Origin of the sequence: Kallipyga massiliensis ph2 (assembly GCF_000311985.1) — a bacterium.
In the GTDB taxonomy this organism is placed as follows: Bacteria; Bacillota; Clostridia; order Tissierellales; family Peptoniphilaceae; genus Kallipyga; species Kallipyga massiliensis.
The window spans coordinates 171,070-194,145 of record NZ_HE978586.1 but is presented as its reverse complement, the minus strand read 5'-3'; the positions used below and the strand labels follow the sequence as shown (position 1 = coordinate 194,145).

The following is a 23,076-nucleotide window of genomic DNA, read 5'->3' as shown; positions in this document are numbered from 1 at the left end:
TCTCCGTAGGATTCTTTGACCCTGATATTCCCTAAATCAAGGTAATTATCAGGGCCTTCAACCCTGATATTATAGTTATCTGACAAAAAATCAGGGCCCTTTTTCACCCTGCTTTTTTTGAGATTTGGCAAATTGGCAGGGTTTTTTCCCTGATACTCTTGCGATTTGCAGAATTATCAGGGCTTTTTTTAGCCCTGACTTTCTTGTGATTGAGCGAATTGTCAGGGCCCCTGGCCCTGATGATCTTGAAATTCTCCAAATTATCAGGGTTTCTCCGTCCATTCCGCCGAAGACGAGCTAATTATCTCGGATGGTCAACGAGATATTGTCCCCAGGCGGCCATGAGGAAGACGGCCCAGAGAACAACCAGGACCACTGTGGATAGGACTTGGAGGGGGCGGGAGGCTTGGATTTTCTTATTCCGCCGGATCAGGATGGTCAAGGGGAGGGGGAAGAGGAAGATCCAGCCCAGGATCCACAAAAAGGTGATCCCAAGTCTATGGCGCTTGGCCGGGGGAGCGGCTGGGGATTTTCGGCTCGCTGCAGTTTTTGACGGGGACGAATTCGTCTTGGGATAAGGGTCACTGGACCGGGTGTAGATCCCTTGGCCGGTGGTGTAGCCGCATTGAGGGCAGGCTTTGGTGAAGTATTCACTCCCACAGCGGGGACAGGTTCTGGACTTTGCTCCCGCCTTTAAGCCACATTGGGGGCAATGGGGGGAGGAGAAGACGGTGCCGCATTGGTTGCAGCGATAGGAAAAGTCGCCGGACCCACAGGAGGAACAAAGTTCCACCCCGTCGTCGCTGGTATTCCCGCAGTAGTTACAGATTTTCATGACTACACTCCTCCATTCTTCTACTTATTATATTACATGATTTCCCGGTCAGGGCCAGGGGGCCGATCTTTCTTGTCAGGAAAAAGCCAATCCGCTACACTAAAAGGAAGAAAGGGGGCAGCATGGATAAAATTCTACTCGTTGAAGATGATGGGGCTATCGTGTCCTCCCTGACGGAATACCTGACCGAGAAGGACTTCCTTGTCGTGGCCGTCGGGGGAGAGAGGGAGGCCCGCCTCCGGCTCAAGGAAGAGCCCTTTGACCTCCTTCTGATCGACATCTCCCTCCAAAACGGGACCGGTTTCGGGGTCCTGGAGGCCGCCAAGACCATGGGAGTCCCCGGGATCTTCCTCACCGCCCAAGATGAGGAGGAAACCCTGGTTCGGACCTTTGAGGAGGGGGCCAATGATTATATCGTCAAGCCCTTCCGCCCCCGGGAGCTCCTGGCCCGGATCCAAAATGTCCTCCGCCGGGAGGGGAGGGGGGAGACCCTCCAAATTCAAGACGTCCTGGTCAACCTGGACCGGGGGACCATCACCCGCCAGGGGAAGGAGGAGGAACTCTCGGCCCTGGAATACCGCCTCCTGGAAACCTTTTTAGCCAACCGGGGTCAGGTCCTCCGCCGGAGTCAGCTTCTCGAGGATATTTGGGACCTGGCGGGTGACTTTGTCAATGACAACACCCTCTCGGTCTACATCAAACGCCTCAGGGAGAAGTTGGAGGAAGACCCCAAGAATCCCAAGATCATCACCACCGTCCGGGGCATCGGCTACCGGATGGACTAGGAGGGCTCATGAAAAACAAAGACATCCGCCGGGAGGCCTTTCTTTCTTTGATCGTCATCCTGGCTGTGGCCATCCTCCTGGTTTTTACCGGGTCCCAAGTTCTTCTTCCCTTTCTTTTGACGTCCGCCTTTGTAGCCATCTGTCACATTTCTTTTAGTCTGAAACATTACCGAGACCTGGCCGACCTGGCCCAGAAGCTAGACCATGCCCTCTATGCCGACCAAGTCCCCCAGCTTTCCGATGCGGAAGAGGGGGAGGTCCCCATCCTGGAAAGCCAGATCCGCAAGCTCCTGATCAAGCTCCATGAGCAGAAGGACCAGCTCCAGGAGGATAAGCTGGTCCTCAAGGAGGCCATCGAAGACATCTTCCACCAGCTCCGGACCCCCCTGACCGTCCTCTTTATCCAGATGGAGCTCCTCAAGGACCCCGACCTGAGCGAGGATAAGCGGCGGGACCTGGTCCGGAAGATGTCCAAGGAATGCCGGCGGATGGAGTGGCTGGTGGAATCCCTCCTCAAGCTGTCCAAGATCGACGCCGGGACCGTCCGCTTCGAGAAAACCACCGTCCCCCTCCGCCCCCTCCTGGAAGAGGCAGTCCGGTCCTTTGAAATCCCCCTGGACGTCCAGGGCGTTTCCCTGGACCTGGAGGTTGAGGAAGCCTCCTTTGAAGGGGACTACCGGTGGACCCTGGAGGCCCTGGAAAACCTCATCAAAAATGCCCTGGAACACACCCCGGCCGGGGGAAAACTCCAAGTCCGGGGTATGGAAAACACCCTCTACACGGAAATTACCATCCGGGATGACGGGCCAGGTTTTGATAGCGAAGACCTCCCTTACCTTTTCGACCGCTTTTATAAAGGAAAGGGGGCCAGTGAAAATTCCATCGGGATCGGCCTGGCCCTCTCCCGGGCCATCATCACCGCTCAAAACGGGACCATCCAGGCGGAGAACCAGGATGGGGCCCTTTTCCGGATCCGTTTTTATAAGTCGGTTATTTAAAATCTGTCACCGAGATGTCACTTTCCTCCTTTATCATGGATTCAGATCATGAATTTCGACAATCACAGAAGATCATTTCCGCATAAAGGAGGAAATTTATGGAAGTATTGCGCGTTGAGAACCTGACCAAGACCTATGGGAAGGAGCCCCACTTGGTCAAGGCCCTGGCCGGGGTCTCTTTTTCCGTCAACAAGGGGGAGTTTGTGGCTATCATTGGCCCATCGGGCTCCGGGAAGTCCACCCTCCTCCATGCCATCGGCGGGGTGGACCGGCCGACCGACGGGAAGGTCTTTGTCAACGGCCAAGACGTCTACCAACAAAATGATAAAAACCTGGCCATCTTCCGCCGGCGGGAGGTGGGCCTGGTTTACCAGTTCTACAACCTCATCCCTGTCCTGACCGTGGAAGAGAACATGACCCTCCCGGTCACCCTGGACGGGAGGGCCATCAACCGGGACCGCCTGGAAGACCTGATCCAAACCCTGGGTCTGGAAAACTGCCGGGCCGCTCTCCCCAACCAGCTCTCCGGAGGACAGCAGCAACGGGCCTCCATCGGTCGGGCCCTCATGAATGCCCCTTCCATTGTTTTGGCCGATGAGCCGACCGGGAACCTGGATTCCAAGAACTCCCAGGCCATCATCGAACTCCTGAAATATTACAACCGGACCTTCAAGCAGACCCTTTTGGTCATCACCCACGATGAGTCCATTGCCCTCCAGGCCGACCGGATCCTCTCCATTGAAGATGGCCTCATCATCCGGGATGAACAGGTAAGGGGGAGACAATGAACGCCTTATTTGCCTTCACCCGGCGGAGCCTGAAGAAGAACGGGACCCGGACCCTGGTCACCATCCTGGGCATCACCGTCTCCATGATCATGCTGACGGCAGTCACCCTGGGCGGCCACTCCGGACAGAAATTTTTTGAACGGGTCACTGTGGAAAGCGAAGGTGCCTACCACGGCTACTGGCACAATTTGACTGACCAGGAAGTGGAAGAAGCCCGAAAGGTCCCTAACCAGGGGAAGGTCTCCGTCTGGAAAGAGGTGGGCTTTGCCGACATCGGGTCGACCAATGAATACAAGCCCTACCTCCAGATCTATTCCATTGACAAAGAAGCCCCGAATTTGGCCGCCATCAACCTCACCAGCGGGCGGATGCCGGAAAAGGAGGGGGAGATCCTCCTTCCCGACCACCTCAAGACCAATGGAGGGGTGACCTTTGACTTGGGCCAGACCCTCCACCTGGACGTGGGGAAAAGAGAAGTCGATGGCCAGTTGGCCATTAACGATATGGCCCGAGAAGCTCTTGATTATCGTCCGGACCATGAAAAACTCGTCCAAACCCGGCCCATGACCTTTACGGTAGTGGGGACCTACCAACGTCTCTCCTTTGACCTGGAACCGGTATCTATGCCGGCCTATACGGCCCTGACCCGGGGAAAGGCGGAGGGGCCCTCGATGGTTCTTTTCACCTTTGAAGACCGGGCCCGGGGCATCAGGGACTACCAGGACCGGGAGAAACTAATTGGCCAGGCCATGGATACCGGCCAGGGTTGGGACCAGGTGGACAAGAACCTGCCCGGGAACTTGAAGTTCATCACCTTCCATGAATTCCTCCTCCAAACCCAGGGAAGCGTGACCTCCTCGCCCTTGGCCCGGGCCATTTGGACCCTGGCAACCATCCTCATCGTCATCATCGCCCTGGCCACCATCAGCCTGATCTACAACGCCTTCTCCATCTCCGTCATGGAGCGGACCCGCCAGTACGGCATGCTCCGGTCCATCGGGGCCACCAACCGGCAAATTCTCATGTCCATCCTCTATGAGGGGCTCATTGTCAGCCTGCCGGCGGTCCTCCTCGGGGCAGTTTTGGGCTACCTGGGCCTCTTCCTGGCCTTCGATTTTGCCCGGTCCATGGTTCCGGACCTTGCTTATGTCCTCCCGGGCCGGACCATCCAAATTGAACCGGTCATCAGCTTAGCCCCCCTCCTCCTGGCGGCCCTCCTCTGCATCCTGACCACCCTCATCTCCGCCTTCCTCCCCGCCCGCCGGGCCATGAGGATGACTCCTATCCAGGCCCTGCGGATGGAAAAGGATGTTAAACTCAGGGCCCGGCAAGTCAAGGCCTCCGGATTTTGGACCAAGCTTTTCGGTCCGGAAGGCGGCTTGGCGGTTAAGAACCAGAAGCGGGAGAAGGGTCACCAACGGGCGACCGTCTTTTCCCTGGCCCTTTCCGTCATCCTCTTTGTGACATCCTCTGCCTTTATCGGTCAGGTCCAATCGACCATGAACCGGGCCTCCTTGGGCGATAACCAAGCCGACATCTCCTACCATTTTTGGGATGTTGCCCCGGGTCTCATGGTCCAAGGGAAAGGGGAGTCGGAAGAGAGTGAAAATGGGAGCCTGGCTCACCAAGAAGGTCTCCTGAAAAAAATCCGGGCCATTCCCGGTGTCGATCGGTCCAACCTTGCCTTCCATACCGAAGCCTATGCTCTTTTTCCTAAAGGGGTCCACGATGACAAGCTGGTGGCCGCCAGGAAGAGACAGGCCACGGAGGGGAGCCAGGTTGACACGGATACGGAAGTTTTCCTGACCCAGTGGGACCGGGGAGAAGACCTGAGAGAAAGAGTCAGTCTGGCCTTCCTGGATGATGCCTACTTCCGGACCTATGTCCAGTCCCTGGGCCAGGACCCCAACGCCTATTTTGAGGGTGGAAAGGTCCGTGGGGTCCTCCTGAACCGGAAGACCACCCATCAATTCCTGAAATCTGGAGGGGTCCGGTCCGAAGAAACCCCCTACCTGAAGGAGGAAAAGAATCTTAGCCTTTCCATTCTTTCTCTGTCTCACCAGGAGGGCTATGTTGAGGCCATCTTAGGGAAAGATCAGAAGGGGAACCTGGTCTATACCTATATTCCAGATCTTGAAGGGGGAAATACCACGACAAAGGAGGACCTGGTAAAGAGCCCGGACCAGGTGGAGTCCGCCAAACCGGTGACCCTGGGGGCCATGACAGACCGGGCCCCCTTGGGCGGCGGGGCCGGTCAGGCTTGCCTCTACTTCCCCCTGTCCAGGGTTAGGGAAGTCTTCCCGGAAGAGGACCTGGAATACCGGGACTTCCGTGGGGCTATCTCGGTCACCGACCAGGGAAATAGCCACGAAAAGGTCATGGAGGAAGTCAAGCGGCTTTCCGATGGGGATAGCCAAAGACACACCATTGTTGATGTTCGGGATAATACGGACCTCATGCGCCGGATGGTCACCATGGTCGGCGTCTTTGCCACCCTCTTTATCACCTTCATCAGCCTGATCGTCATCGCCAATATGTTCAATGCCATCTCCACCAATATGATCCTCCGCCGGCGGGACTTCGCCATCCTCAAGACCGTGGGCATGGACGACCGCCAGCTCAACCGGATGCTGGTCGTGGAGGGGGCCTACTACGGGTTCAAGGCCCTCCTTGTGGCCATCCCCCTCTCCCTACTGGCCTGTTTTGCCATGGCCAAGGTCATGAAGGACCATGCGGAAATTGTTAACTACTACATTCCTTGGACCTCCCTGGCCATTGCCGTGGGGACGGTGGTGGTCGTGGTCTTCATCACCATCGCCTATGCCAAGCGGAAGCTGGATTTGGACCACCCAATGGCCTGGATCAAGGGGGAGACCTTCTGACAGACCCCGGAAGCAGAAAAGTGAACAGAAGATCCCTCCATTCCCTTTCAGGGGCGGAGGGATTTTTTCATGGACCGAAATAAGCGGGTTTGGCATGGTATAATATTAAAGATGCGAATATGACAAAGTCACGGCACTTTTTCAAGCCATATAAGGAGACATAACCATGAAAAAAATCGGTAAAGTTCTTTTGCTCATCATCCTTCTGGTGGGCTTCTCCCTGGGCGGTTACTTCCTGGGAGCCAATTCCAGCCTGGATAACCCCCTGGCCAGCATTGTCGGTGGAGATCCCCAGAGCCAGGAGATGGAAAGGATCATGAAGAACGTCGAAAACTACAGGAAGATCATCAAAAGGGACTACATCTTTGATTATAAGGATGAGGACCTGGAAACCGGCATCTATAAGGGTCTCTTTGCCGGCCTGGGCGACCCCTATTCGGAATACTACACCAAGGAAGAGTACGATGCCCTCATGGAGGACACCTCGGGCTCCTTTGCCGGCATCGGTTTGGTGGTGACGGCGGGGGAGGACAACCTCATCACGGTCGTTTCCCCCATCGAAGGGACCCCGGCGGCCCGGGCGGGCATCCGGTCCGGGGATAAGATCCTGGCTGTGGACGGGGTCACCTACTTGGGCAGCGAGCTCAATGAGGCGACGAAGGCCATGAGGGGAACTCCCGGGACCCAGGTCACCGTCACCATCCGCCGGGAAGGGACCGGGGTCCTGAAGAGCGAAGACAAGACCTTGACCCGGGCGGAAATCAACGTCAAAACGGTCAATGCCAAACTTTTGGACGACCAAGTGGGCTACGTCCAGGTCACTCAATTTAATGAAACGACGGCGGATGAGTTCGATCAGGCCCTCCGCTCTCTCATGGACCAGGGGGCGGAACGTCTGGTTTTGGACCTCCGGAACAACCCCGGCGGTCTCTTGGATATGGTCATCAAAATGGCCGACAATGTCCTGGGCGAAGGAAAAATTGTCACCACCGTGGACAAGCAAAAGAAGGAAGATGTAGCGACCTCGGATAAGGAGCACATCGCCATACCCATGGTGGTCCTTGTTAACGAGGGATCTGCTTCTGCCTCGGAAATCATGACCGGCGCCCTCAAGGACAATCAGAGGGCTCTGGTCTTGGGCAAGACCACCTTCGGCAAGGGGATCGTCCAGCGCCTCTACCCCCTGGGCGGAGGGAAAGGCGGCGGCTTCAAGCTGACCATGGCTGAATACCTGACCCCCAATGGGACCCACATCCATGAGGTGGGGATTGGACCGGACCTCGAACTGGACCTCAATGAGGAGGCCAAGGGGATCGGTCCGGACTTTATGGATCAAGATAACCAGCTCCGGGCAGCGATTGCCCTGGTCAAGACCCTGACCGGCGACCGGGTGGACCCGGCCAAGGCCAAATCCTTTGACCTCAAGCCCTTCCTCCCCCGGACCGGGGAAGAGGCCTCTTCAGAACCGGCTTCTTCGGAAGAGGGCCAATCCTCATCGGCGGCGGAGTCCGGTCAAAAGCCAGCTTCCTCCCAACCGGAAGAGAAACCCCAAGAAAGTTCTAGTGCAGAGTAAGATTTAGGAAGGATCGACCTTGCCTCCATTTAAGATTCATTCCCCATACAAACCCACGGGCGACCAGCCCCAGGCTATCGACCGCCTGGTCGAGGGCATTCAACGGGGGGACCACTACCAGACCCTTCGGGGGGTGACCGGGTCGGGGAAGACCTTCACCATGGCCAATATCATCGAGCGGGTCCAAAAACCCACCCTGGTCATCGCCCATAATAAGACTCTGGCCTCCCAGCTGGCCGCCGAATTCAAGGAATTCTTCCCCGACAATGCTGTGGAATTCTTTGTCTCCTACTATGATTACTACCAGCCCGAGGCCTATGTGGCGGCGACCGATACTTATATCGCCAAGGATGCCTCCATCAACGACGAGATTGACCGCCTCCGCCACTCAGCCACCACCCAGCTCTTCCAGCGGAAGGACGTCATCGTGGTGGCTTCGGTTTCCTGTATCTATGGTCTGGGTGACCCGGAGGACTACCTCAAGCTCACCCTCTCCCTTCGGACCGGCCAGATCATCCCTATTGAAGAAGTCCTCATGCGCCTGGTGGACATCCAGTTTGTCCGCAACGACATCGACTTCCAACGGGGGACCTTCCGCCTCAAGGGGGATACCCTGGATATTTTCCCGGCCTCCACTTCGGAAAATGCAATCCGGGTGGAATTCTTTGGGGACGAGATCGATCGGATCCTGGAATTCGACGACCTGACCGGGGAAATCCTGGAAGCCCGAAACTACGTCATGATCTATCCGGCCTCCCACTTTGCCACCACCCACAAGAAGATGGAAAGGGCCGTGGTCACCATCGAAGAGGAATTGGAGGACCGGCTGGAAGAACTCCGGTCCCAGTCCAAGCTGGTTGAGGCCCAGCGCCTGGAGCAGAGGACCCTCTATGACCTGGAGATGATGAAGGAGATCGGCTATTGCTCGGGGATTGAAAATTACTCCCGCCATATTTCCGGCCGGGCCCCGGGCTCCCGTCCCTACACCCTGATCGACTATTTCCCGGAGGACTTCCTCATGGTCATCGATGAGTCCCACGCCACCCTACCCCAGCTCCGGGGGATGATCAATGGAGATATTTCCCGGAAGCAAAACCTCATCGACTTCGGCTTCCGCCTGCCTTCAGCCCTGGACAACCGGCCCTTGAAATTCGAGGAGTGGGAGGCCCTGGTCGACCAGGCCGTCTTCATGTCGGCTACCCCCGGCCCCTACGAAAATGAGCATTCCACCCAGATTGTCGACCAGGTCATCCGGCCCACCGGCCTCCTGGACCCCCTGGTGGAGGTCCGACCGACCAAGCACCAGATCGATGACCTCATGGCTGAGATCCGGAAGACGACTGACCAAGGAGACCGGACCCTGGTCACCACCCTGACCAAAAAGATGGCGGAAGACCTGACCAATTATCTGGAAGAGGCAGGGATCAAGGTCACCTACATGCACTCGGACATTGCCACCATGGAGCGGATGGAGATCATCCGGGACCTCCGGTTGAAGAAGTACGATGTCCTGGTGGGGATCAACCTCCTCCGTGAGGGCTTGGATATTCCGGAAGTTTCCCTGATTTGCATCCTGGATGCCGACAAGGAGGGCTTCCTCCGGTCGGAAACCTCCCTGATCCAGACCATCGGCCGGGCTGCCCGAAACGAAAGGGGAAAGGTCATCCTCTATGGGGACCAAATCACCCGGTCTATGCAGGTGGCCATCGATGAAACCTCCCGCCGCCGGTCCATCCAGGAGGCCTATAACAAGGAACACCACATCACCCCCCGGTCGGTCCAGAAGACCGTCCACGACCTCCTCTCCACCGCTGTTGCTGCAGAAGAGGTGGGAACCTACCTGGGCGATGGGGAGGACAAGTTCCAGGACAAGGAGACCTTCTCGGTCCAGGACATCAAGGAACTCCTCCTCAACATGGACCTGGAGATGCGGAAGGCAGCCGAGGAACTGGACTTCGAGCGGGCAGCCACCATCCGTGACACCATTCGGAAGATGAAGCAGGACTATAAGATAGACTGATTCGGCCGGGTCAAGCCGGCCTTGAAATAGAGACGAAGGAGACATATGAGCCTAGAAAACATCGTGATTAAGGGGGCCAAGGTCAACAACCTCAAGGACGTGGACCTGACCCTGCCCAGAAATAAGATGATTGTGATGACGGGACTTTCCGGTTCAGGCAAGTCCTCCCTGGCTTTTGATACCATCTATGCGGAGGGACAGCGGCGCTATGTCGAGTCCCTCTCTTCCTATGCCCGGATGTTCCTGGGCCAGATGGACAAGCCGGACGTGGACTTGGTCGAGGGTCTGTCCCCGGCCATCTCCATCGACCAGAAGACCACCAACCGGAACCCCCGGTCCACGGTCTCCACGGTGACGGAAATCAACGACTACCTCCGCCTCCTCTTCGCCAAGGCGGGCCATGCCTTCTGCCCGGCCTGTGGGGCCCCCATTGAGGCCATGTCGGTGGATGAGATTGTGGATTCCATCCTGGCCCTGCCCGACCGGACCCGGATCCTGGTCCTCTCCCCGGTCATCCGGGGGAAGAAAGGGATGCATAAAAACGCCCTGTCCAACCTCCAAAAGCGAGGCTTCTCCCGGGTCCTGGTGGATGGGGTCATGCGTGACCTCATCGAAGACATCGAACTGGAGAAGAACCTCCGCCACGACATTTCCATCGTCGTGGACCGCCTCATCGTCCGGGAGGGGATCGCCTCCCGCCTGACCTCCTCCGTGGAGACAGCCCTGGCTGAATCCGGGGGGACGGTCATTGTGGACCAGCTGGGCCCCGACAAGGAAGTGGTGGATTCCCACACCTACTCCTCCAAGTTGGCCTGCCCTGAGGGCCACATGACCCTGGAGGAAATCGAGCCCCGCCTCCTTTCCTTCAACTCCCCCTTGGGGGCCTGCCCCGATTGTTCGGGTCTGGGCTTCCATGCCCAGGTGGATGCCCAGCTCTGCATCCCCAACCCCGACCTTTCCATCGAAGAAGGGGCCGTGGCCCCCTATGCGACCTCGGGCAAGGGGACCTTCTATTATGAGATGATCCGGGCCGTGGCCCAAGCCTACGATTGGCCTCTAGACCAGCCCATCGGCCAGGCACCTGATGAGGTGATGGATGCCCTTCTTTGGGGGTCCGACCGGATCGTTACCTTCTCCTTCAACTCCCATTTCTCCGGCCAAAAGACCTACAGAGACAGCTGGGAGGGGACCATCCCCAACCTGACCCGCCGCTTCAAGTCCGGGGGGGAGGGGACCCAGAAGAGGATCCGGGACTTTATGGCGGAGAACACCTGCGAGACTTGCCATGGGGACCGCCTCCGGCCTGAGGCCCTCTCGGTCCATATCGCTGATAAGAATATCGCCGAATTCAACCGGATGTCCATCCAGGAAGCCTATGACTGGACGGAAAAACTGACCTTCTCCGAGAGCGAGGCCATCATCGCAGCCCCCATCCTCAAGGAGGTCCGGGCTCGGCTCAAGTTCCTCATCGACGTGGGCCTGGACTACCTGACCCTGGACCGCTATGCCGCCACCCTGTCGGGCGGGGAGTCCCAGCGGATCCGCTTGGCCACCCAGATCGGGGCCGGCCTGGTCGGGGTGGTCTATGTTTTGGATGAACCCTCCATCGGCCTCCACCAGCGGGACAACAACCGCCTCCTGGCTGCCCTCCGGAACCTGACCGACCTGGGCAACACCCTGATCATCGTGGAACACGATGAGGACACCATGCGGGCGGCCGACTGGATCGTGGACGTGGGTCCGGGGGCCGGCCTCCTGGGTGGGCAGATTGTGGCCCAGGGCCCCTTCGACAAGATCATCCAAACCCCGGGCTCCATCACCGGAGACTACCTGGCCCACCGGAAGTTCATCCCCGTCCCGGAGGAGCGGCGAACGCCTTCCGGCTGGCTTAAGGTCAAGGGCTGCCGGGAGAACAACCTCAAGGGAATCGACGTAAAGATCCCCCTGGGGGTCCTGACCGCCATCACCGGAGTTTCCGGGTCGGGAAAGTCCTCCTTCGTCGAAGGCATCCTCTACAAGGTCCTGGCCAACCGCCTCAACAAGGCCCACATCCGGCCCGGAAAATACAAGGGGATCGAGGGACTGGACCAGCTGGACAAGGTCATTGAGATCGACCAGTCGCCTATCGGCCGGACGCCTCGGTCCAACCCGGCCACCTACACCAAGGTCTTCGACCTCATCCGTGACGTCTTCGCTTCTTCGAATGATGCCAAGATGCGGGGCTATGACAAGGGCCGGTTCTCCTTTAATGTAAAAGGAGGGCGGTGCGAAGCCTGCAAGGGGGATGGGACCATCAAGGTGGAGATGCATTTCCTCCCCGACGTCTACGTCCCCTGCGAAGTCTGCCATGGCGCCCGCTACAACCGGGAGACCCTCCAGGTCCGCTACCGGGGGAAGACCATCGCCGATGTCTTGGAGATGACTATCGAAGAGGCCCTGGACTTCTTCAAGAACCACGCCGGGATTCAACGCAAGCTCCAAACCCTGGTGGATGTGGGTTTAGGCTATCTCAAGGTGGGCCAGCCTTCGCCTGAGCTTTCCGGCGGGGAGGCCCAGCGGGTCAAGCTGGCCGCCGAACTGGGCAAGGTCTCAACGGGAAGGACCATTTATATCCTGGATGAGCCCACAACCGGCCTCCATGTCCACGACATCGACAAGTTGGTCAAGGTCTTTGACCGCCTGATCGACCAGGGCAATTCCATCGTGGTCATTGAACACAATTTGGATGTCATTAAGTATGCGGACTATATCGTGGACCTGGGACCCGAAGGCGGAGCCCGGGGCGGAGAGATTGTGACTGAGGGGACCCCTGAAGAGGTAGCCCGTGACCCCTCCTCCTATACCGGAAAATTCCTGGCCCCGGTCCTGGACCGGGACCGGACCCTGGGGAATAAAAAGTAGAAAGGATATGCCATGCCCACAACCTATGCCCACTTTCAGTTTGGCCAGGATTGCCTGACCAAGCTGCCCAGCGAATGGATCCGGTCTATTGACCGCCGGCCCTCCTTATACAATTTCGGCGTCCAGGGCCCCGACCTCCTTTTCTACGCCAAGCCCTGGTCCAAGATCATCCAGAATAAACTGGGCGGAAAAATCCATGACCAGCCCGCTATGAAAATGTTCGAAAAATTCCGCCGGGCCCTGGAGAAACACCCCCGCAAGGAAGAGGAGATCATGATCTATGCCTTTGCCATGCTCTCCCACTTTACCCTGGATTCCACCTGCCATCCCTATATAGAACGCAAGGAGGAGGTCTCCGCCGTCTCCCACAACCTCATCGAATCCCAATATGATGGCTATTTGATGCGGAAGAATGGGGTGGAGGATCCATCCACCTATCCCAGGGCCTACCTGATTGACCCCAACCGGGAGGATGCCCGGACCATTGGGGTCATTTATGGCCTACCGCCGGATGAGATCTACTCCTGCATGGAGGGCCAGGCCAAGATCCTCCGGGTTTTCTCCACCTCCGGGCCGGGTCGCCGGAAGTTGGTCCGGGGCTTCTTGGGCATGGTCTCGCCCAAGTCGGCCCTCAAGGACCTCTTTGTGGACCGGGAGGAGGATCCGGCTTGCGCGGACTCCAACCTCCGCCTGGACAAGCTTCGGGCACTGGCTCTGGACCGCTATGGGGAATTGGTCCCCCTCCTGGAGGCCTATCTTTTGGAGGGGCGGCCCCTGTCGGACTACTTCCAACGGACCTTCGGTCCTTCCGAAAATTACCGGTCCATCCCGGTCCTTTCCCTGGAGGAGGAAAGAAACTATCAACCCAGCCAGGAGGAGGCCAGGGGCCTAGGGTCGCAGGGACCGGGTCATCCTCATTGACCTGGGAGAGGGGGGAAGATGATGGATCAGAAGCGAAAGGAAAATAGGGTGACTATCCCGCTGGCTTTTTCGACCTATCAAGAGCGATTCCGCTTGAAAAGCCGGATGCGGGGTTTCAAGGGGAGGAAGAAGCCCAAATCCTGCCAGGTCTTTCCCTCAGATTTTTTGGATCTCTTCCATATGAGGGAGGCCATGGCAGAAGCCCGGAAGGCCCAAGCTCGGGGTGAGGTCCCGGTCGGAGCCGTCCTGGTCCGCCGGGGGGCTACCCTCTACCGGGCCGGCAACCGGGTAGAGGAAGATGCCTCCGGCCTGGCCCATGCCGAGCTGGTCTTGCTTCATGAGGCTTCAAAAAGGGAGGGCCGCTATCTCCAGGACTTCACCCTCTACGTCACCTTGGAGCCCTGTCTCATGTGTGCCGCCGCCCTGGTCCATGCCCGGATCGGCCGGGTGGTCTTCGGGGCCCATGACCCGGAAAGGGGCGGGCTGGGGTCCGCTGCCATGGTCCCTGACCTGGGCCGGTCCCTCCACACCTACTCCGTCAAGGGCGGGGTCCTGGAAGAGGAAAATCGGGATCTCCTCCAGGCTTTTTTTCGGGGACGGAGGAGCAAATAAAAAAACTGTGGCTGACCCTGTTGGGATAAGCCACAGTTTTTTTGGACCTTTATCTGGCCTTTTCCCTCTGCCGTAGTGGTGGTTTGAGGAAATCGGCCTAACCACCACTACTGTTTTGCTTCTTAAGTAGTGTTGGTTTGAGGAAATTGGCCTAACCACCACTATTTTTAGCACCCAATAATAGTGTTGATTTTGCGAAAACGTGAAACCACCACAACTTAGCCGCAAAAAATATAGTGGTGGTTTCGCTAAAAATGCAAAACCACCACTATAGGGGAAAACAGGAAAGTACTTCAGACTTTATTAACTAATTACGTGAAAGGAAAACTTGATTTATCCTCGTTTTCCCTTTGCTTCATCCAAATAGCTATAAATAGTGACTGTCGAAACGCCCATCAAATCAGCTACCTTATCAATGGCACCTTTTACTAAAAAGATACCTTTTTCATCCATGAATTTTACGATTTCTACATTTTTTTTACGTGACTGATTTTTGATATCTCTCGGACCAACAATATTCATAATCAAATCATCGATTACAGTCATTACATCTTGTTCTACATCACTTGGATAATCACTTTGATCTTGCTTAATGCATAGAAAATTTTCTATGTATTTTTCAGTTGATAGGAGCTGTGTTATATCATAGTTAACACATAGCATTCCTACTACATCTTTTTTTTCATCACGTATTAATACAGAGGATGATTTAATTTTTCTCCCGTCATCCAATTCAAATACATAGTTGCATGTTCGGTCATTTTGAAAATTTTTGTTAAGTAAAACCTGGCGTACCAGGTGATCAAAAGATTGGCCGGGTCTTCGATTGGTAACATGACCATTGGCAACATAAACTACAGAACTATCAGGATGTGTTAAGTCATGAACAACCGCTTCACAATTTTTTCCAAAGGTTTCTGCAATCATGTCTGCTACAGGGAAATAACTCTCGATAATAGAATTCATATTCTCTCCGTTAGGTTATGAAATAAAGGGATCGATTTACTTCTTATTATATCTATTCTACTCACTATATAACAGAATTCGGATAATAGATACAACGAATTTATAAACGAAGATCATTAAAAAATTATATATTCTTATAAAAAACTATTGACTATGGCTCTTTATAGAGATAGGATCTAAATAGATATAAAATTTTATATAAGAATTGGAGGTATCAATGGAGGAATTAACAATTAAAAATTCAAAGAAAGTGGGTGCTCATTATTCTGCAGGGATAGTGGATTCCAAAGCTACAGTTTATGTATCTGGTCAGCTTCCAATTAACCCGATAACCCGCGAAAAGTGTGAAGGGGGTGTTTATGAACAAACTTTAATGGCATTGGAAAATATTGAGAGTGTTTTAAAGGAAAAGAATGGTAGTAGGAAAGATATTTTAAGGACGACGGCCTATGTAAGTGATATGGACTATTGGGAAGATGTTAATAAAGCATATTCAGATTTTTTCGACGAGAAAAAACCTGCGCGAACGATTGTTTGTGTACCTGCTATACATTTTAATCTACTTGTTGAGATTGAAGCGATCGCAGAAATCTGATTTGTGAAACAAAGAAAGGATCTTATATGCCAGTTCAATCACCATATGATTTTCTGTCTACACCATGCATGCTCATAGATAATGAAAGAGCACTATCAAACATTACTATGATACAAAAACGAGCAGATAGCCTGGGCCTGAAATTGCGTCCACATATTAAGACTCATCGCATGCCATATTTTGCAAAACTCCAGTTAGATGCTGGTGCTTGTGGGATAGCTTGTGCAAAAATCGGTGAAGCTGAAGTGATGTCTGAAAACGGAATAAAGGATATTTTTATTGCCAATGAAGTTATAGGAATAGATAAATATATCAGACTCAGAGATCTTCATCGAAAGATACATATTCGAATTGGTATTGATAACCTGGTTGCTCTAGAGCAAATGGAAGAAGTTTTTGCCGAGGAAACAAAGCCTTTAGAAGTTTTAATTGAGTATGAAGTTGGAGAAGTACGAACAGGAATAGTGAATGATGAACAGCTTATTGAATTAGTATCAGCTATCCAAAACTCCAAGCATGTGGTTTTAAAAGGAATTTTTTCACATGAGGGACATACCTATAAAGCTGATAATCTTAAGGATTGTTGTGAGAAAGCCAAAGTTGCTTATCAAAGAACGGTACGTGCAGCGGAAATAATTCGTGGTATGGGTGTTGATATAGATACGGTAAGTATAGGTGCCACACCCTCAGTTTTGAATGGGGAATATTTTGAAGGTGTAACCGAGCTACGTATTGGAACTTACATTTTTTTTGACGTTGGACAGTCAAAAGCTATCGGTAATTTTAATCATTGTGCTGCTACAGTACTTGCTTCAGTGATCTCCAAACCTGAGAAAAATAGAGTTGTAATTGATGCTGGAGCAAAGGCTCTGGTTTCACAAAACAGACCAACTGGGATCTGTTCTACAAATGGATTTGGTGTTGTCAAAGGAGCAGAAAACATTTCTGTCGTTTCATTGTTCGATGAGCATGGGATTTTTGAAAACTCGGAATTATTTAATGAGGTAGAAATAGGAGACAAAATAGAGATTATACCTAGTCATGTTTGCCCGACAGTAAATCTCTATGATTCTGTTTATCTGGTTGAGGGAGGAAAGGTTCTTGAAGAGATACCTGTTTCCTGTCGAGGAAAGTCCAAATAGAGGTTAGTTATGATAGATAATACTCTCTATGAAAAGGTTTTTGAACTAAGTGATAGATTATGGGATAATCCTGAAATCCATTTACAAGAAAAACTGGCCTCAAAATTGCTTAGCGATTTCCTTGAGGAAGAGGGATTCCGCATTGAACGTGGAATTTATGGGTTTCCAACCGCTTTTCGCGCCGAATATGGAGTTGGTGAACCAACAATCGGTTATTTGGGCGAATTTGATGCTTTACCTAGGTTAAGTCAGGAATCTAAATGTTCGATTAAGAAACCAATTAATAATGAGGGACCTGGCCACGGTTGCGGTCATAATTTACTGGGCACAGCTTGTATTTTAGCTGCCATTTTGAGCAAAAGAAAACTTGAAAAAGAGAATCTTAAGGGAAAAATCGTATTTTATGGTTGCCCAGCAGAAGAAGGAATTTCAGCAAAAGCATGGATGGTTAAAGCGGGTGCCTTTCGAGATCTAGATATTGCCTTAACTTGGCACCCTGGAAATGCCAATATGGTTATGCCTTGTTGGGCATTAGCTTCTGTACAGAAGCAATATATTTTTACAGGTAAATCATCTCATGCAGCACAAGCTCCAGGTGATGGAAGAAATGCTCTAAATGCAGTAGAACTGATGAATATAGGTACACAGTTTTATCGGGAAGAGTTGCCTAAGAACGCTATGTTCCATTATGCCGTAACTGATGGCGGAGGAGAAGCTGTTAATGTAGTCCAAGATCACGCGGAGTGTGTTTATCAGGTACGCGGGGATACTATTCAAGACGTTAATTTAGTAGTGGATCGTATCGATAAAATTGCAAAAGCTGCTGCTGTGATGACAGAAACTGAATGTGAGATACGTTTCATCAAGGGATGCTCTAACCTTCTAGAGAATAGCCGGTTAAATGAATTACTTTATGATGTGTATTCCAAATTAGGAGTTCTTGAAGTTGATGATGAGGATATTTCTTTTGCTAAGGAGATAAGACAAACATTTACAGATCATGAAAAAAAGATGGATATGTTGTATTTACAAGAATGTTTCACAGGAGGTAAGGAGCTAAGTGAAAAATTAAGGGATTCGCCTATAATTGATTCCCTATATCCGAGAAACATAAAGAAGCATGGTAAAACAGCCTCTTCAGATACTGGAGATGTAAGTCAGATTGTTCCCTTAGCTCATATTCAAGCTGCATGTTTTGCACAGGGCACGAAGTTACACTCATGGCAACTTGTGGCTCAAGGGAAATGCAATCTAGCACATAAGGCCATTGCAAAAGTGGGTGAGGTTCTCTCTGTGGCAGGATTAGAACTTATTAAATCTCCTTTAATTGTCCAAGAGATTAAGAATGAGTTTAACCAGAGAAGAGAAGAATCCGAATATTTAGCATCAATCCCAGAAGATGAAGAATTTCCCTATTCAGTTGATAAAAATATTTAGTGTTAAGGAGTAATTGCATGGAAAACACAAAAAAGAAAACTAAATTTGACATGCCTCATTCTTTAGTCATTATCTTTATTATGATGATATTGGCTGCGATACTGACATATATTATCCCAGCGGGAGAATATGAAAGGATTACTTTAGAATCGGGACAAACAATTGTTGACCCCGCAACTTTTCATTACATTGAGTCTAGTCCTGTAAATCCATTGTGGGTTATTGGTCTTGTTTTTGAAGGATTAAATAAAGCTAAGTCTGTTATTTTTGTTTTGCTATGCGCTGGTGGTGGCATGGGGATCATTCTAAAGACGGGTATGTTCCAATCAGTGGCCACCACAATAGGTAAAAAGGCTAGAGGCAAAGAATGGGTAGTTATATCCCTGGTGACTACATTATTTGCATTACTTTGCATTCCGGTAAATTTGAATTTCTTTATTCCTTTCGCTCCGATGGGAGTGCTTATTGCATCATCCCTAGGACTTGATGCCATTGTAGGTATCTCAATAATAATGTTAGGTGGAGCTGTTGGATTTTCTTGCGGAGCAATGAACATCTCTAACACAGGTACTGCGCAAATTATCGCGGAACTTCCTATGTTTTCAGGAATGGGTTATCGATTGATTTGCATGATACCGTTTCTTATTGTTACGATCATTTATATTTTAAGATATGCGAATAAATGTAAAGTTGATGAAAAAAACGGTCTTCTTTACGGGGTGGAATTAGAGAATAAGATTGAGATGAAAGAAGACATTGAACCTCTTCAAAAAAAACATATTCCTATGATCGTTGTTTTTTTAGCTGGCTTATCGATCATGACTTATTTAGCAGTTCAAAGAGAACTAACAAATGAGCTTACGGCGACCATCTTTATGTATATGGGACTTGCCTGCGGTATTGCTTCACGGATGAAAGTAAAAGACATTTGTAATAGCTTTATCGATGGAGTTAAGGGCATGGCCAGTACAAGCATTATGATTGGGTTTGCCTACGTTATCTCTGTAATTCTTACCAAAGGTAACGTGATGGATACCGTGGTATATGCCTTATCTAACCTACTCGGTGTATTCCCCAAAATTTTACAAGCTCCAGTCATGCTTATTATGCATATTATTATTAACTTCTTTGTGACTTCCGGGAGTGGGCAGGCTGCTGTCACAATGCCGATTTTTGTTCCCGTCGCTGATATTGTTGGAGTATCTAGACAAACAGCTGTTCTGGCTTTTAACTTTGGTGATGGTTTCTGTAATAATGTTTTACCTCATGCGGCGGCTACAATGGGCTTTATTGGGATTGCAGGTATCCCATTTAGCCGTTGGTTCAAGTATGTGATCAAATTATTCCTTATATGGACTTTGGTCGGATGTATCTTGTTGATGATTGCTCAAAGCATAGGATATTAAGCCAAATTTACTCATCTACATCTTAATCATACTAGTATGTAGTGTAATCTACGGTTTATAGTCATTAATAGAATTAATCAGAGGTGGCTTAAACAAAGAAAGGCTAGGTTGATCATGAATAGATCAACCTAGCCTTATATTTTGCAGAAAATTATAAGACCATAAAAATGAGGTGGGCGGCGATGCCTGCGCAGAGGCCGCCGATGGTATGGCTGAGGATGGACCGCCCGGTCAGGTCCTTGCAGCCCAGGGCTTCCATCATGGCGACGTGGGTGGAGAGGTAGCCCGACCAGCACATGCAGATGGCGGTGAAGACGGCGATATCATTGCCGGTCACCTGGCCGACCTGGGCCATGGTTTTGACGACGCCGATGGCGGCTCCGCTGGACCCCAGGGCGGTCATGGGGACAGCGATGGCCTGGGAGGAGGAGAAGCCAAAGATGGGGCGGAGAAGGAAGGCCAGCTTCTCTCCCAACCAGGGGAGAAGGGGGACCCCCTCACCGGCTGCACCGGTATAGACGCCCCCGGCTCCCGGCCCATTGGTCAGGAGGAGGACGATGGTGCAGATGCCCAGGACTCCCGGGATGATGGCCACCCCCATGTCCACCCCCCGACGGCCCCCGTCCAGGAGGGCTTCGATGAAGCGCTGGCCCACGCTCCCCGGCCGGACGATCCGCATGGTGGTGGGGAGGCTATCCTTCATGTCCATCCCGGGCCCACTCTGTTCGCCATATTTCTTCTTGGAGGCCCTCAACATGAGGCGGACGCTGACCACGCTTCCCACGGCGGCCCCCAGGTTTCCGACCAGGGCGGCCTTCATGGCCCCATCCACCGGCAGGGCCATCATGGTTGTCGTGGTGATCAAGCCCATGCCGAAGGCCGTCCCTAGGTTGGTCAGGGCGGGCTTTTGGTAGTCCTTGAAATAGCGGATGAAGTTCTCCTCCGTAGCCAGGGTCAAGATGGCCGGGTTATCCGAGAGATAGCAATTCATCACGCCCAGGGAGGCTGCCCCCGGCAGGTCATAGATGGGACCCATGATCAAGGAGAGGACCTTATTGACCAGGGCAATCAGGCCGAACTCAGAGAAGAGACCCGACACTGCCCCGGCCAGGACCGAGATGGCCATGATGTAAAAGCAGGTATTCATGAGGCTGTCATAGGCCGTGTTCATGAGGGTCATGAGCATATTCGTTGCCCCCATGACGCTCCCTATTCCGATAAAAAAACCAAAGAAGCAGAGGAGAAAAAGGATGCTCTCCCAGCCGACAATCTTCTTTAGGCGATGTTCCCCTTCCACAAGATCCTCCTATAATGATTGATCAATCAAGCGATATTTCTCCAGGGCCTGCCGGAGTTCCTCGGCTGTTTCTTCCACAATCCGGGGATTGGTCTTGGCCCAGGCGCAGGTTTCGGACGAAGCGTTCCACTTAATGGAGTTTTCTCCGCGGAGAGGGGGGAAGAACTTGAGGTGGAAGGGGTAGTACTTGTCCGCATCCGCATAGTCCTCCGTATGGAGGGGCTTTTGGTAGATCCCCATCATGTAGGGGAAGGGCTTGTTGAAGAGGGTGTCGTACATGCCCTGGACTTCCTTGAGGGTGAGAGCAAAGGCCTCGGAGGTTTCTTTGTCGAAATCATCGAAGGAAGTTAGCTTATCATCCTTGGGAAGGATGTAGACCCCATAGGGCCAATCCGTATAGAAGGGGAGGAAGACGACGAAGTGGTCATTCTGGAAGATGACCCGCTTGCCGAACTTAACTTCTTCATCCCGGAGCTTGGAGAGGAGGCCCTGGCCGTGTTCCTCAAAGTAGGCCTTGGATTGGTCCAGCTCCAGGCGGATCCGGAGGGGGAGGAAGCCGAAGGCGTAGATCTGGCCATGGGGGTGGATTTGGGTGGTTCCGACCTCCTTGCCCCGGTTCTCGAAGGCCAGGACGTACTTGATCTTGGGGTCAGAAGAGAGGTCCCGGAAGCGGTCAATCCAGAGGGCCACCAGTTCCATGAGGTGGTCCATGGGAAGATCGTGGAGGGAAGCCTCATGGTCCGGGGAGTAAAGAATCACCTCGCACTTGCCGTAGGAGGGGGCCGTTTTGAAAAACTCGTTAGCCACCGGGTCGGGCTCAGCCGGCTGGGTGGACATGGAGGGCCAGTCATTGTCATACTTGAGGACCCGATAGTGGTCGGGGACCTTGCCGGAACCCGGACAGAAGGCACAGTAGTCCTTGGGGCGATCCGGTCGTTTTTGCCGGTTTCCGTTAACGATCGTCCAGTCGTCTAAAAGAGGGTTGTAGCGAAATTCACTCATGGTAGGTCCTTTCTAGTTTAAAAAGCCGGCTTCATCCAGGAAGTAGGCGATCCCGTCTTCATCGTTGGTCCCGATGACCACATCCGCCGCTTCCTTGAGCTCTTGGCAGGCATTGCCCATGGCCACCCCGATGCCGGCCTGGCGGATCATGGAGAGGTCATTGTTCTGGTCACCGAAGGTCATGACCTGGTCCATGGACAGGCCCAGGGCCTCCGCCGCCTTTTGGACCCCATTTCCTTTGGAGGTTCCCTTCCTCATAATTTCAAAGAAAATGGGTTCAGACAGGACCTGGGTGTAGGTTTCGGAAAAGCGATCTGGTAGGTTCTTGATGGCCTTTTGAATCAGGGCCGGTTCCCCGTAGGTGAGGACCTTGAGGGGGAGTCCCTCGATCTCACGGGGGTCCTTGGCGGAGTCAACCGAAGCCACCTCGGCCCTTTCCAGGAGGGTGTGAAGGAAGTTCTTCCCCACCTCATCGTCCTGGAGGTTCAGGCTAACCAGGTGGTCGGCGAAATAGTAAACCAGGATGACGGGATAGTCCAGCCAAAAGTCCACATAGTCGGCCAGGACTTCCTTGTTTTGAAGAGGGGCCTCATAGATGGGCGTCCCGCCCATGGTCTCGATCTGGCCACCATTCATCCCGATTAAGGTGGCATCGTCGACAAAGCCCAGTTCCCTGGCATAGCGGCGGAAGCCGCCCACCCGACGACCCGAAGCGATGGAGACCCGGTAGCCCTTGTCCAAAAGCCGGATGACAGCTTGCTTAGTAGCCGGGCTGATCTTTTTTTCTTCGGTCACCAGGGTGCCATCGATATCAAAAACAAAATAGCGAATCTTCGAATAATCCAAAGAGATCCTCACTTTCTCATGCGCCGGGGGGACGCTTTAACTTTATCAATAGGGACACAAAAAACCATTC

At 52.8% G+C, this 23,076-nt stretch carries 18 protein-coding genes; 13 read left to right on the top strand and 5 right to left on the bottom strand.

Annotated elements, in window-relative coordinates; translation table 11 throughout:
• Window positions 1-301: 301 nt before the first annotated feature.
• Window positions 302-835, bottom strand: coding sequence for a hypothetical protein (locus tag HGKM_RS07590; RefSeq protein WP_019134746.1), 534 nt, complete (start codon window positions 833-835; stop codon window positions 302-304).
• Window positions 836-957: 122 nt separating this feature from the next.
• On the opposite strand from HGKM_RS07590, the gene HGKM_RS07585 reads away from it, so the two are divergent.
• From HGKM_RS07585 to HGKM_RS07545, 9 genes are all read left to right on the top strand, one after another.
• Window positions 958-1,620, top strand: coding sequence for a response regulator transcription factor (locus HGKM_RS07585; RefSeq protein WP_019134745.1), 663 nt, complete (start codon window positions 958-960; stop codon window positions 1,618-1,620).
• 8 nt (window positions 1,621-1,628) lie between these two features.
• Window positions 1,629-2,618, top strand: coding sequence for a sensor histidine kinase (locus HGKM_RS07580; RefSeq protein ID WP_019134744.1), 990 nt, complete (start codon window positions 1,629-1,631; stop codon window positions 2,616-2,618).
• 98 nt (window positions 2,619-2,716) lie between these two features.
• Window positions 2,717-3,406, top strand: a complete 690-nt coding sequence (locus HGKM_RS07575) for an ABC transporter ATP-binding protein (RefSeq protein ID WP_019134743.1) — start codon at window positions 2,717-2,719, stop codon at window positions 3,404-3,406.
• The gene (locus tag HGKM_RS07570) at window positions 3,403-6,288 is read left to right on the top strand and encodes an ABC transporter permease (protein WP_019134742.1); all 2,886 of its coding nucleotides are present in this window, start codon (window positions 3,403-3,405) and stop codon (window positions 6,286-6,288) included. The genes HGKM_RS07575 and HGKM_RS07570 overlap by 4 nt, the downstream gene beginning before the upstream one ends.
• Before the next feature lie 166 nt (window positions 6,289-6,454).
• Entirely contained in the window at window positions 6,455-7,861 is a 1,407-nt protein-coding gene (locus HGKM_RS07565; RefSeq protein WP_019134741.1) for a S41 family peptidase, read from the top strand.
• 19 nt (window positions 7,862-7,880) lie between these two features.
• Complete coding sequence (uvrB, locus tag HGKM_RS07560; RefSeq protein ID WP_019134740.1) at window positions 7,881-9,881, top strand: excinuclease ABC subunit UvrB; 2,001 nt, start codon at window positions 7,881-7,883, stop codon at window positions 9,879-9,881.
• Between the two features lie 45 nt (window positions 9,882-9,926).
• Window positions 9,927-12,782 carry an excinuclease ABC subunit UvrA gene (gene uvrA / locus HGKM_RS07555; protein WP_019134739.1) on the top strand — a complete coding sequence of 952 codons (2,856 nt, stop codon included), beginning with the start codon at window positions 9,927-9,929 and terminating at the stop codon, window positions 12,780-12,782.
• A gap of 12 nt (window positions 12,783-12,794) precedes the next feature.
• On the top strand, window positions 12,795-13,703 hold the full coding sequence (locus tag HGKM_RS07550; protein ID WP_019134738.1) for a zinc dependent phospholipase C family protein: 909 nt from the start codon (window positions 12,795-12,797) through the stop codon (window positions 13,701-13,703).
• 18 nt (window positions 13,704-13,721) lie between these two features.
• Window positions 13,722-14,315, top strand: a complete 594-nt coding sequence (locus HGKM_RS07545) for a nucleoside deaminase (protein WP_019134737.1) — start codon at window positions 13,722-13,724, stop codon at window positions 14,313-14,315.
• Between the two features lie 333 nt (window positions 14,316-14,648).
• Here HGKM_RS07545 and HGKM_RS07540 read toward each other — a convergent pair whose 3' ends face one another.
• On the bottom strand, window positions 14,649-15,281 hold the full coding sequence (locus HGKM_RS07540; RefSeq protein WP_019134736.1) for a helix-turn-helix transcriptional regulator: 633 nt from the start codon (window positions 15,279-15,281) through the stop codon (window positions 14,649-14,651).
• A 217-nt stretch (window positions 15,282-15,498) separates the two neighbouring features.
• Between HGKM_RS07540 and HGKM_RS07535 the strand changes: the two genes are divergently transcribed.
• Genes HGKM_RS07535 through HGKM_RS07520 form a run of 4 tightly spaced genes read left to right on the top strand, consistent with a single transcriptional unit; the run spans window position 15,499 to window position 19,861 of the window.
• The gene (locus tag HGKM_RS07535) at window positions 15,499-15,876 is read left to right on the top strand and encodes a RidA family protein (RefSeq protein ID WP_019134735.1); all 378 of its coding nucleotides are present in this window, start codon (window positions 15,499-15,501) and stop codon (window positions 15,874-15,876) included.
• A 26-nt stretch (window positions 15,877-15,902) separates the two neighbouring features.
• A complete protein-coding gene (locus HGKM_RS07530; RefSeq protein ID WP_019134734.1) occupies window positions 15,903-17,018 on the top strand; it encodes an alanine racemase in 1,116 nt (371 codons plus the stop codon).
• Between the two features lie 9 nt (window positions 17,019-17,027).
• A complete protein-coding gene (locus HGKM_RS07525) occupies window positions 17,028-18,455 on the top strand; it encodes an amidohydrolase (protein WP_019134733.1) in 1,428 nt (475 codons plus the stop codon).
• 17 nt (window positions 18,456-18,472) lie between these two features.
• Window positions 18,473-19,861: a YfcC family protein gene (locus HGKM_RS07520; protein WP_019134732.1), complete on the top strand. Its 1,389-nt coding sequence runs from the start codon at window positions 18,473-18,475 to the stop codon at window positions 19,859-19,861.
• A 151-nt stretch (window positions 19,862-20,012) separates the two neighbouring features.
• On the opposite strand, the gene HGKM_RS07515 is transcribed toward HGKM_RS07520, so the two are convergent.
• Genes HGKM_RS07515 through HGKM_RS07505 form a run of 3 tightly spaced genes read right to left on the bottom strand, consistent with a single transcriptional unit; the run spans window position 20,013 to window position 23,006 of the window.
• A complete protein-coding gene (locus tag HGKM_RS07515) occupies window positions 20,013-21,158 on the bottom strand; it encodes a CD0519/CD1768 family membrane protein (RefSeq protein ID WP_019134731.1) in 1,146 nt (381 codons plus the stop codon).
• Between the two features lie 9 nt (window positions 21,159-21,167).
• Complete coding sequence (gene galT, locus HGKM_RS07510) at window positions 21,168-22,160, bottom strand: galactose-1-phosphate uridylyltransferase (RefSeq protein WP_019134730.1); 993 nt, start codon at window positions 22,158-22,160, stop codon at window positions 21,168-21,170.
• 12 nt (window positions 22,161-22,172) lie between these two features.
• Window positions 22,173-23,006: a Cof-type HAD-IIB family hydrolase gene (locus tag HGKM_RS07505; protein WP_019134729.1), complete on the bottom strand. Its 834-nt coding sequence runs from the start codon at window positions 23,004-23,006 to the stop codon at window positions 22,173-22,175.
• Window positions 23,007-23,076: the final 70 nt, after the last annotated feature.

What these genes read in the sequence shown, in the direction of transcription:
- HGKM_RS07545 (WP_019134737.1), top strand. Translation starts at nt 13,722, where the DNA reads ATGATGGATCAGAAGCGAAAGGAAAATAGGGTGACTATCCCGCTGGCT.
- HGKM_RS07550 (WP_019134738.1), top strand. Translation starts at nt 12,795, where the DNA reads ATGCCCACAACCTATGCCCACTTTCAGTTTGGCCAGGATTGCCTGACC.
- HGKM_RS07580 (WP_019134744.1), top strand. Translation starts at nt 1,629, where the DNA reads ATGAAAAACAAAGACATCCGCCGGGAGGCCTTTCTTTCTTTGATCGTC.
- HGKM_RS07535 (WP_019134735.1), top strand. Translation starts at nt 15,499, where the DNA reads ATGGAGGAATTAACAATTAAAAATTCAAAGAAAGTGGGTGCTCATTAT.
- HGKM_RS07575 (WP_019134743.1), top strand. Translation starts at nt 2,717, where the DNA reads ATGGAAGTATTGCGCGTTGAGAACCTGACCAAGACCTATGGGAAGGAG.
- galT (WP_019134730.1), bottom strand. Translation starts at nt 22,160, where the DNA reads ATGAGTGAATTTCGCTACAACCCTCTTTTAGACGACTGGACGATCGTT.
- HGKM_RS07565 (WP_019134741.1), top strand. Translation starts at nt 6,455, where the DNA reads ATGAAAAAAATCGGTAAAGTTCTTTTGCTCATCATCCTTCTGGTGGGC.
- uvrA (WP_019134739.1), top strand. Translation starts at nt 9,927, where the DNA reads ATGAGCCTAGAAAACATCGTGATTAAGGGGGCCAAGGTCAACAACCTC.
- HGKM_RS07590 (WP_019134746.1), bottom strand. Translation starts at nt 835, where the DNA reads ATGAAAATCTGTAACTACTGCGGGAATACCAGCGACGACGGGGTGGAA.
- HGKM_RS07520 (WP_019134732.1), top strand. Translation starts at nt 18,473, where the DNA reads ATGGAAAACACAAAAAAGAAAACTAAATTTGACATGCCTCATTCTTTA.
- HGKM_RS07570 (WP_019134742.1), top strand. Translation starts at nt 3,403, where the DNA reads ATGAACGCCTTATTTGCCTTCACCCGGCGGAGCCTGAAGAAGAACGGG.
- HGKM_RS07525 (WP_019134733.1), top strand. Translation starts at nt 17,028, where the DNA reads ATGATAGATAATACTCTCTATGAAAAGGTTTTTGAACTAAGTGATAGA.
- HGKM_RS07540 (WP_019134736.1), bottom strand. Translation starts at nt 15,281, where the DNA reads ATGAATTCTATTATCGAGAGTTATTTCCCTGTAGCAGACATGATTGCA.
- HGKM_RS07530 (WP_019134734.1), top strand. Translation starts at nt 15,903, where the DNA reads ATGCCAGTTCAATCACCATATGATTTTCTGTCTACACCATGCATGCTC.
- HGKM_RS07585 (WP_019134745.1), top strand. Translation starts at nt 958, where the DNA reads ATGGATAAAATTCTACTCGTTGAAGATGATGGGGCTATCGTGTCCTCC.